Here is a 9,662-nt window from a genome sequence, read left to right as displayed (position 1 = left end):
GAGGATGGTCAGGAGTGCGCTCCTTATATCAAAATTCGGGGCTGTAATCCTCACCGGGTAGTGATTTCGGGCATTTCAGCCCTATTTCATACCCGAACGTCTCGCACCATACGCTTACATTTTTCACTACTGCCTGTGAGTAATATTGCTCACTTATTTATGGGCAGAGCATTAGAGGGGTTACAACGTTCCGTTTATACGGGCATTCCATCGTTAGATTTGTCCTATCCACCGGGGTACTTTTAAAAGTCTGTGAAGATGGTGTGTCGAAACCTCTTCTTTTCCCCTTGTTCTTTTGAACGCAGCGTATCAACCTATTTCGCTGCTTACTGATGACGGTGGTTCAAGCCAGACATTCGGTTTCCCTAATCATGGATGGTTGGCAGTGGTCGCATCTTGGTAGTGAGTTCTACCTCACGCCTTCCGTTCCCCGCTTCAATCCTGGAGTTATGATTTCCAAAACTGGGGGTGGCTAACGCCGTTACTCTCTACTCCCTGCTATATCATGGAGTCTACACTCTCCAATCAAAACAGTTTGTTTATGACCTTGAGTCCCCTGCCTTGTTTGGAAGGTTGTCTTTCCAAACGTTGGGACATATAAACAGTTATGGGGATGGTCAGGAGCGAGCTCCTTATATTCAACCAAGGGGCTGAAATTCCTACCAGGAGGTTATTTCGGGTATCTCAACCCTATTTCATGCCTGAACGTCTCGCACCAACATTATCAGAAAATTATAATAATATTTAGTATTTGAGACTTACAGCCATATAGTTATCTGTTGAGAGATTATATTCTCCAGGCGATCGCTATATAAATCCCCCCTTCCAGCTATAATCTAGCTAGGCTATTATTGACAACCCAGACACCTACATCTGTAGGAAATTACCCCCATTGATGAATGTCCTAGTATCCGATAGATAATGGCTAGAGTATTTCACCATAGTAATATTTGGGAAAAAATTGATGATGAACACACCTAATTTTTTGTCAATTCAATCCTGGAAACAGTCAGAATTTTGGCTGATGGCGATCGCCGGAGGTCTAATGTCAATTCACCTGACCCTAATTTATCATCGTAATAACGTCAGCTTTTTGGCATTAAGTCTCATGTTTTGGTTATCTGCCTTTTCTTTAGTATGGGATAAACGCCAGGAACTCGCCAAGCAAACCAGCAGCCCCTTAGCCACCTTATTAGGGATGCTAATAATTGCCATGGTTTTGCTAAAAAGTGCCACCCGTCCCACTTCCAACTGGTTAGGAGTTTCGCCATTTATATCAGCCATTGGCTGGAGTTTAATAGCTTCCGGTTTCAGTGGCTTTCGGGAATACTGGCGGGAACTAACAATCTTGTTTTTTCTAGGTGTTCCCAAAGTATTTATTTGGCCGTTGGTAGATATTTCAGGCATTACTGCTAAATTTGCCACCTTAATTTTATGGTACTCTGGGGCTGATGTTTCTCTGGATCAATTTAACGTCATGCTGCCCGATGGAGGGGTGAGTGTCAATATGGGATGTTCCGGGTTAGAAGGAATGTTTTACCTGTTAGGATTATCAGTGCTATTTATGGTGATGTTTCCCTTAGAAGGACTCTGGAAAAAAATTATTATTCCGGTGGTAGCAGTATTAATTAGTTTTGTAGTCAATGGATTTCGGATTGTCTTATTAGCTGTGCTGGCTAATGCCCACAAACACGCAGCAGTTTATTACTGGCACGTCGGAGAAGGTTCTCTGATATTTTCGATGATTTCCGTGGCATTGTTTGGCTGTTTTTGTTGGTTTATGATTAAACAGGATACACCACCAACTAATCAAGATACCCCCAGCCAATAAATTATGAAAATCTGGGAAAATGTGCGAATTTCATTACTTGTGCTAACATTTGGGGGAGTAGTTATAGTTCTAGGAAAATCAATCCTAGAACCCCATAAAACTACTGAGCAAGTTGTCGAACTCTTTACCTTTCCGGCGATCGTCCCTTTACCAGGATGGCAGCATCAGGAAAGTGAAGCACTGACAGAACCCTGGGGAAATATTTATCGTTATCAGCAGAATGATAAAATTMTACAGATAGAAATGCGATATGTTGATCATCCCCATCCCAATGAGAAACTGTTTCGCCAGTACGATCCAAGGGATGCTTCTGTTACGGCACAATTTCCGACACTAACTCGCACCAATAGTACAGGTTCCTATAGCCTTTCGGTTGACAATTCCCGTGTCTACCTTCGCTCTTGTATTAATCCAAGAGGTCCCAGTGCTATCACCTATGAACAGTTCATTCAAAACCGCTATACCTATGACTTACAGTTGTCCAGAATTATACCAGTTTTGATGGGAGAAGAACCCCTCAGAGATCACCGCTGTTTGTGGTCTCATTTATCACTGCCAATGTCCGATAATTATTTTGAGGAAACTTACCCAATTTTAGAGGAAGTTTGGCAAGTTTGGTATCAGTGGTGGCATCCTCGATTCCCTCAACTTGAGCGCTGATTATACCCCTTCTCAATTTACAACTTTTAAACCTATGACTCAATCTGAACAGCCTCTGAATGATAAAGTAGAGGTACTTTGGAAGTTTAGTTCTAACCTGTTAAAAACCATTCCTCCCCTGCGATCGGTGGGCTACGGGTTATTATTTTTATCAATGTTAGATTTGCTGACAATTATACTTCCTCCTCAATTGATGAACCCGGTTTGGGAGTTTCAAACTATGGGTGGGATTGTGGAAAGGTCTGCTGTTCCTCTCATTTCTCTGGTGTTTATTTTCTTTGGTGAACGCAATTTACGAGGTCGCTTTGAAGAACCTTTGTTAATGTTCATTTCTTGGTTTTCTTTACTGTTAGGTGTACTATTTATTTTAATGGTTCCCCTAGGAATTTTCAACACTCTCAGAATTGAGCAACAAAGCAGTGAGCAAATTGATAGTCAAGTGGAACAACGCATCACCGATATTCAAACGGTTCAGGAGCAGTTAGAACAGACGACATCAGAAGACCAAATGCGGGAACTTCTCAGCCGTCTGGATACCCAAGGACGCTCTCCTGAGATTCAAAACCGCGAACAGGTGAACCAAATTAAACAGGAGCTTTCTGGTTTTCTGTCTACTACGGCGCAAAGGACTCAAATTGAAGCAGAACAAACCCGCAGAAACCGCAGAATTACCCTGTTAAAAAATTCGGTTAAGTGGAATATAGGGGCTTTGGTTTCCGGTGTCTTATTTGTGACTATTTGGAGAGGAACTGCTTGGGCTAGGAAAAAAGTTTAAGCAGCTACTTAGCCACTATTAAACGGGGGAAGAACTAGGCGATCGCATTGGTATCAACTTGGAGGAAATCCGAGAAATTAGTGCGATCGCATCTTCTTCTAAAGACTGATAATTAGAAGGGAAAGGATAACGCCCCTGTCTATCAGGCTTCAGATAAACAAAATCACAGACAGCCCGCCGGAAATTAGTCTGATTATTAATCTTTAATTGGTCTATACATACTCCCGTCAGTGTAGCCTGCTCAAAATTTGCATGGAAGGCTAAAGCATTGGACAAATTTACTTCTTCGAGGTTGGCGCGAGTTAAATTAGCATTTTCCAGGTTAGCCGACCGTAAATCTGCACCTAATAAATTAGCTGTTAATAGATTAGCTTTACACCATTTAGTTTCACTGGCGATCGCTCCCATTAATTGCGATCGGTAAAGGTTTGCGCCACTGAAATTAGCACCCCGGAGATCCGCACCTCGGAAATCTACACCCACCAAATGAGCATTAGTAAAATTTACATTTCGCAAATCAGCACCTTTAAAACTCGACCCCTGTAAATAAGCTCCAGAAAAATCAGCCTCTTTCAAATAAGCCCCATCAAACTGAGCTTGATCTCCCTCAACCTTTGGGAAACTTCCCCTTAAACAATAGGCTCCTTTTAAATCCGTATCTGTCAGGTTAGCACCACTAAAATCAACCCCTTTGAGATACATTCCTTTGAGGTTAGCATTCATCATATCTGGGTCCACTTCTGGGTAATCTTCTCGCCATTTATTCCAAACGGCAACTCCTCGTCTCAAGCAGGTTAACTGTTCCTGGTTCACCACTGTTAAGCCACTCCCCCATGTAGGTTCTACTGAATATTCAGGAATTTGAAAAGTTGCTAATTTGGACATATATACCACCCTCAATTTCTGGGATTATTTGTATTTATAAAACATATCTGAGGCGATCATATCATCAATTTTATTGATATAAAAATCAATTATAGATGGTTGGAGATATCTATAGAGATCCATATCAATCTAATTTACACCTGAGCTAAATGGTATATGTACTTAATATTTTTGTCAGTGGTGTTAAGTTATCCTCATAATCTAATTTACACACTATAGAGTGTAGCACCATAAGGGCCCGAAAAACATCTACCTTGAGAATGATGATCACCTCAGATATAATTGCTACTATCGCTGACCTTCAATTAATCCTTACAGCCATGATTATACAGTTGTTAATATAATTTAAACTCATGTTAACCATAGCAAACAACCAGGTTAAACCGTAGCAGCCATAGCTAAATCAGCACCAGGTAGGGAATTGGGTAATTTTTCCTAAAAAGTGGGACTTTTTATTGACATTGCCTAAATCGATGATTAGACTGGTGTTAAATCCAGAAAAACCATAGCAGTCTGAGGGGTGCGTCACCCTACAGGGGCTTTGGTTACCAGCGATCGCATAGCCTGTGGGTAGCAGGTACTCTCCATCGTCATTTTGTGAGGAATTTCAAGATATGGAAGCTGTTCTGATTGGTGTTATCCTACTAGGATTAATATGGCGAACCGAACCCGCTCCAGCCAAAAAACCACCGCCTCCCAAGCGATTTTATGTTGACAAAAAAATTCTCAAAAGGGTTACCACTAACGGCAAATTCCCGGAAAACTGGGGCGACCCAGATGATGATTAGGATTTAATCACCAGTTAATTATACTCAGTGAATTATGAGTAATCAGACCAGATAAACTCTCAGAGATTTTGATTTTGTTCAGGGATAAATCAGCTTGATGGCGCTGCATTAAGCATCACTAAAATTACCCATAATTATTGAGATAATTAACCCGGTTAATCAGGTATTGGGTGCATCCAAAAACCGGGTTAATGTGAAGGTATGGGTTAATTAATCATCAGAAAGTAAACTAGCTAATAATGCTTTTTGGGCGTGCATTCGGTTTTCCGCCTGGTCCCAAACCCGCGATCGCACTCCTTCAATTACCCCATCAGTAATTTCCTCATCTCGATGAGCAGGTAAACAATGGAGAACGATCGCATCATCATCAGCCTTAGCTAATAGACTTTCATTGACCTGAAAAGGCATAAATAAAGGAATACGATCATCCGCCTCACTCTCCTGACCCATACTCGCCCAAACATCAGTATATAAGACATGAGATCCCTTGGCAGCTTCAGCCGGATCATCAGTAATAATCACCTCAGTTTTACCAGCAGCGATCGCCTTAGCCTGTTCGACAATTTCGGGATTTGGGGGATACTGAGAGGGGGTAGCAATTCTAATATTCATCCCCACCATAGCACAACCCAAGAGCAGGGAATGAGCCATATTATTAGCCCCATCCCCAAAATAAGTTAAAGTCAGTCCAGCCATGCGATTAAAACATTCCTGAACCGTCATCAAATCCGCCAAAACTTGACAAGGATGCTCCCGATCTGTGAGAGCATTAATTACCGGAATTTCCGCATAACTAGCAAAAGTTTCCAAATCCTTTTGTGCAAAAGTCCGAATAGCGATCGCATCTAAATATCGACCCAATACCCGCGCCGTATCAACCAAAGGTTCCCCCCGACTCACCTGAGTGACGCTAGGATTTAAATCAATTATATGTCCCCCCAATTGATACATAGCCACCGAGAAACTGACACGGGTGCGAGTCGAAGCCTTAGAAAACATCAACCCCAAAACCTTCCGTCGTTGTAGTTTCCGCATTCCCGACTTTAACTGAATTCCCAAAGATAACACCGAGTGCAATTCAGCCACAGTCAAATCAGCCAAACTCAGCAAATCTCGTCCTTTTAATGATTCCATAATTGCTCCTAATTATTTGAATATGGCGATCGCCCCATCAAGCAAATCACATCCCTGCTCAACCGTCTCAACTTTAGCCAGTTGTTCCCGCAGTTCATTTGCTCCTGGGAAACCTTTAGCATACCAAGTCATGTGTTTACGAGACTGATAAATACCACGCTGACCTTTGTACACCCAAAGTGCTTGTAAATGTTCCTTCGCACATTCTAAACGTTCAACCACTGTGGGCGCTGTCTTCATCTGGCCAGTTTTCAGGAAATAATCAATTTCCCCCACCAAAAACGGATAACCCAGAGTTCCCCGAGAACACATAACCCCATCAGCGCCAGTTTCCTGTAAACACTGAACCGCCGAGGACACCGAGACAATATCCCCATTAGCAATTACTGGAATTGATAAACTCTGCTTCACCCTAGCGATCCATTCCCAGTTAGCTTTCCCTGTATAGCCCTGAGCGCGAGTGCGTCCGTGAATAGTCAACATTTGCGCCCCCGCATCCTCCATGCGTTTGCTAAAATCTAAGATATTGATTTCGTCATCATCCCAACCTAAGCGAGTTTTGACAGTGATGGGAACTGATACAGCCTCGTTAAGCGATCGCACTATTTTCTCAGCGATTTCCGGTTGTCGTAACAGCGAAGAACCGCCGCCATTTTTAGTAATTTTATTCACCGGACAACCCATATTCACATCAATAGTATCCGCCCCTTCTTCCACAGCTTTTCGCGCCGCCTCCACCAAAAAATCCGGGCGACAATCAAATAATTGAATACTAATCGGACGTTCTCCCGGGTCAATTTCCATCAGAATTGGTAACTCCCGCACATGAATAATTTGGGAAGCGTGTACCATCTCTGTATACATCATCGAATTGGGRGCATAGCGCCTCACCAAGCGCCGAAATACCAAATCAGTCACCCCTGACAGAGGCGATTGTAACACCCTACTGTTTACCTCAAATTTGCCAATCTTTAGGGGTGAAGATAGCCGTTCTTTTAATTCAGGAGATAGGGCAGACATAGCCGGCATATAATTCAGGAAATCAAACTTTCATTATACACCAATATATAATAAACTGCCATCATTCATAAATCCTTGGGGAGTAATTTACCAGCCAGCCACAGACAACCGGGAGGGGGTTTCTGTTAGAGATGAGACCCCGTGGCTCAACCCCTACTTTGATGCTTTGAGGAGTCACCATACCAGATTACCATCACAATTGTTACAATTAATTGTTAGAATTTTATATCTTGTGGTTTACCATACCGCCATCATTCCCTGGAACCTCTAATTAGGAGAAATTACAGATGATTCAGATGCGTCAGCGTTCAACTCCGTGGATTCAACAAAAGTCACGTTTGATTATTGCTGGAATTGGTGCTTTTGGGGCTGCTATTACTTCCTATCTAACCATACAAGCACTACAGCAAGGACCCACTAGCTGTCCTACAGAAGGCTGTGAGAGTGTCCTAGATAGTCCCTATGCGGAAGTTTTTGGCTTACCTCTGGCTTTGTTTGGTTTTCTGGCTTATGTCTATATGATTGCTATGGCTGTCATCCCACTATTTATTAGTTCAGAAACTCAGAAAAATTTGCGGACTAAAGCCGAAAATTACACCTGGTTACTGATGTTTGTAGGAGCCTGTTCTATGGCTATTTTCAGTAGCTATTTGATGTATATCATGGCTTTTGAAATCCAATCGATTTGCTGGTTTTGTATAGGTTCGGCGATCGCCTCTTTCAGTCTATTGGTATTAACTATCATTGGCCGTAATTGGGATGATATCGGTCAACTGGTTTTTTTAGGTGTCATTGTGGCTATGGTGACTATAATTAGCACTCTGGCTATTTATGCTCCCATTAAAAATCCATCCCTCAGTGATGGGAGTCAAAATTCTTATAATATCACCTCAGCTTCTAATCCAGATAATATCTCCCTGGCTCAACATTTAACTAATGTGGGTGCTGTGATGTATGGTGCTTACTGGTGTAATTTCTGTCAACAACAAAAACAGTTATTTGGTCAACAAGCCATCAATTATCTTACCTATATTGAATGCGACCCCGCTGGAGAAAACCCCCAACCGGATCTGTGTCAAGCTAAGGGTATTCCCGGATATCCAGCTTGGGAAATTAACGGTGAATTACATCCGGGGTTAATCTCTTTAGAACGTTTAGCACAATTAAGTGGTTACACTGGTTCCCGGAATTTTGGTAATTCCTAAAAAAAGCAGCTTTTTCGGGTGCATCAGAATAGGTCAATCCCCATCATCACCAGATGGTTAAAAACTGACGCACCTGTGATTATGACTACCATCAATGACATTTAGTAGGGTGCGTCAGAATAGGTCAATCCTAATCATTACCCGATTCTTAAAAACTGACGCACCTGTGATTATGACTACCATCAATGACATTTAGTAGGGTGCGTCAGAATAGGTCAATCCTAGTCATTACCCGATTCTTAAAAACTGACGCACCGATAACCTGGGTTTAAAAACTGACGCACCGATAACTACCATCAATGACATTTAGTAGGGTGCGTCAGAATAGGTCAATCCTAATCATTACCCGATTCTTAAAAACTGACGCACCGATAACCTGGGTCTACCATATAACCCCTAAATCCCAATTATCACCGGATGGTTAAAAAATGACGCACCTATAAACCTGGGTTTACAATAGAACCCATAAATAAAATGGTGCGGGTTTGATTATCGCGAATAGCCAGAAAAAATGGACGATTTACCACCATTGAAAATGGTTCAGGTATGGAGGGGGTACTTTCGGTAACTACGGTAACTGAAGTTACCGCCGCTGCTTCGGTTCCCTCCTCGTTAACCTCTACAAAAGTCTTATGTTTAACCTCAGAGATGCGTACATTATTATCTGAAGTCAGATTAGAAAAATCAGCTTGATTAGGGTCAAAAGCTATATCCATCCCCATGGATTTCAAGCTATCGTTTAAACCGACTTCATACTCAAGTTTAAACCGGGGTAGTTGGATAGAACCTGGTCGCGATCGCATTTGCTTAATCCATTCTTCCCACTGGGTAGCATTCAACTGGGTATAAAAGCGATCGAGGCTGACATTTTCGCGGGGAAGAAATACATATAAACTAAATCTAGCATCATCACCGTAGGGAAGGCTAATGCCTTGAAAATCTGAGTTTTCCAGATACAGATAATTGCCAAATTGAAACATGAGGGGATGGAGTTTTGTGCTACCATCAATCAGGGTAAAAGGCTGTTCTTGGGTGAGTTCTTTGTCAAATGGTTCCGACCACATACCCTTAAAATATATGGCATTAATTAGATACAGAATAGTTTGATTAGGGATAGTTTCGACAATCTGAGGAATTTTGCCATTAGTTTCTATCTTATTCCCAAACTTTCACCAATAAAAACCCCGACCTAGGGAATTGGATCGGGGTACAAGTTTGATATGAGCATTATATGGGGATTATTACCGCATATCCCACAGAGCCTTAAAAAGCGTCTCAGCTAGTTTCCTGGATGTGGCATTCCTTGCTGCTTTCAACGCCGCCCCAGAAACTTTGTTCCCTTTGTGGTATGCTCTAGTTACCCA

9 protein-coding genes are annotated in these 9,662 nt (G+C 42.1%); 5 read left to right on the top strand and 4 right to left on the bottom strand.

The annotated features are described in order from the left end of the window. Positions 1 to 964: 964 nt before the first annotated feature. From crtA to B9T16_RS21970, 3 genes are read left to right on the top strand one after another with little or no spacing between them, the layout of a single operon-like run. Positions 965 to 1,831, top strand: coding sequence for a cyanoexosortase A (gene crtA, locus B9T16_RS21980; RefSeq protein ID WP_410245758.1), 867 nt, complete (start codon positions 965 to 967; stop codon positions 1,829 to 1,831). Positions 1,832 to 1,834: 3 nt separating this feature from the next. Then, positions 1,835 to 2,491, top strand: a complete 657-nt coding sequence (locus B9T16_RS21975) for a cyanoexosortase A system-associated protein (protein WP_410245757.1) — start codon at positions 1,835 to 1,837, stop codon at positions 2,489 to 2,491. A 34-nt stretch (positions 2,492 to 2,525) separates the two neighbouring features. Next, a complete protein-coding gene (locus B9T16_RS21970) occupies positions 2,526 to 3,266 on the top strand; it encodes an HpsJ family protein (protein ID WP_014275726.1) in 741 nt (246 codons plus the stop codon). 18 nt (positions 3,267 to 3,284) lie between these two features. Here B9T16_RS21970 and B9T16_RS21965 read toward each other — a convergent pair whose 3' ends face one another. Continuing rightward, a complete protein-coding gene (locus B9T16_RS21965; RefSeq protein WP_006616972.1) occupies positions 3,285 to 4,151 on the bottom strand; it encodes a pentapeptide repeat-containing protein in 867 nt (288 codons plus the stop codon). A gap of 614 nt (positions 4,152 to 4,765) precedes the next feature. Here B9T16_RS21965 and B9T16_RS21960 point away from each other — a divergent pair. Continuing rightward, positions 4,766 to 4,939 (top strand): hypothetical protein, encoded by a 174-nt coding sequence (locus tag B9T16_RS21960; RefSeq protein WP_317270038.1) that lies wholly within the window; start codon positions 4,766 to 4,768, stop codon positions 4,937 to 4,939. Positions 4,940 to 5,149: 210 nt separating this feature from the next. Here the strand turns inward: B9T16_RS21960 and argF are convergent, their stop codons facing one another. Next, positions 5,150 to 6,073: an ornithine carbamoyltransferase gene (gene argF / locus B9T16_RS21955; protein WP_006616973.1), complete on the bottom strand. Its 924-nt coding sequence runs from the start codon at positions 6,071 to 6,073 to the stop codon at positions 5,150 to 5,152. 12 nt (positions 6,074 to 6,085) lie between these two features. Continuing rightward, a complete protein-coding gene (gene dusB / locus B9T16_RS21950; RefSeq protein ID WP_317270047.1) occupies positions 6,086 to 7,093 on the bottom strand; it encodes a tRNA dihydrouridine synthase DusB in 1,008 nt (335 codons plus the stop codon). A 287-nt stretch (positions 7,094 to 7,380) separates the two neighbouring features. Between dusB and B9T16_RS21945 the strand changes: the two genes are divergently transcribed. Beyond that, positions 7,381 to 8,298: a vitamin K epoxide reductase family protein gene (locus tag B9T16_RS21945; RefSeq protein WP_410245756.1), complete on the top strand. Its 918-nt coding sequence runs from the start codon at positions 7,381 to 7,383 to the stop codon at positions 8,296 to 8,298. Positions 8,299 to 8,735: 437 nt separating this feature from the next. Here the strand turns inward: B9T16_RS21945 and B9T16_RS21940 are convergent, their stop codons facing one another. Beyond that, on the bottom strand, positions 8,736 to 9,452 hold the full coding sequence (locus B9T16_RS21940; RefSeq protein WP_410245759.1) for a serpin family protein: 717 nt from the start codon (positions 9,450 to 9,452) through the stop codon (positions 8,736 to 8,738). Positions 9,453 to 9,662: the final 210 nt, after the last annotated feature.

The sequence above is a fragment of the Arthrospira sp. PCC 8006 genome (assembly GCF_046480465.1).
Taxonomy (GTDB): domain Bacteria; phylum Cyanobacteriota; class Cyanobacteriia; order Cyanobacteriales; family Microcoleaceae; genus Limnospira; species Limnospira platensis.
The sequence above is the reverse complement of the archived record's forward strand: the minus strand, read 5'-3'. Positions and strand labels throughout refer to the sequence as shown.

What these genes read in the sequence shown, in the direction of transcription:
- argF (WP_006616973.1), bottom strand. Translation starts at nt 6,073, where the DNA reads ATGGAATCATTAAAAGGACGAGATTTGCTGAGTTTGGCTGATTTGACT.
- B9T16_RS21970 (WP_014275726.1), top strand. Translation starts at nt 2,526, where the DNA reads ATGACTCAATCTGAACAGCCTCTGAATGATAAAGTAGAGGTACTTTGG.
- crtA (WP_410245758.1), top strand. Translation starts at nt 965, where the DNA reads ATGATGAACACACCTAATTTTTTGTCAATTCAATCCTGGAAACAGTCA.
- B9T16_RS21960 (WP_317270038.1), top strand. Translation starts at nt 4,766, where the DNA reads ATGGAAGCTGTTCTGATTGGTGTTATCCTACTAGGATTAATATGGCGA.
- B9T16_RS21945 (WP_410245756.1), top strand. Translation starts at nt 7,381, where the DNA reads ATGATTCAGATGCGTCAGCGTTCAACTCCGTGGATTCAACAAAAGTCA.
- B9T16_RS21965 (WP_006616972.1), bottom strand. Translation starts at nt 4,151, where the DNA reads ATGTCCAAATTAGCAACTTTTCAAATTCCTGAATATTCAGTAGAACCT.